A 245-nucleotide genomic window follows, 5' to 3' on the forward strand; every position below is an offset into this window, starting at 1 on the left:
GTATGTGGTAATGATTTAACGCCTGTAATTACTGAGAATGCTGATCCTGTTTGTGAAGGAGATAAAATCTATACATTTACTTATACCGATTGCGTTGATAACGAAGTTATTTATACTTATACATATACAATTGATGTAACAACATTACCTGTGGTGCCTGCAAATGCAAGTTCTACAGTAGAGTGTTTAGCAGATGCTATACAACCTCCAACTCCAGATGTAACCGATGTATGTGGTAATGATTT

General features: G+C 35.1%; 1 protein-coding gene. It reads left to right on the forward strand.

Annotation, left to right across the window (positions count from 1 at the left end; translation table 11 throughout):
* Positions 1-245, forward strand: a 245-nt coding sequence (locus tag Q0842_RS16205; RefSeq protein WP_298500560.1) for a hypothetical protein, incomplete at both ends; no start/stop codon positions are given.

The organism is uncultured Algibacter sp. (assembly GCF_947495675.1).
In the GTDB taxonomy this organism is placed as follows: Bacteria; Bacteroidota; Bacteroidia; order Flavobacteriales; family Flavobacteriaceae; genus Algibacter_B.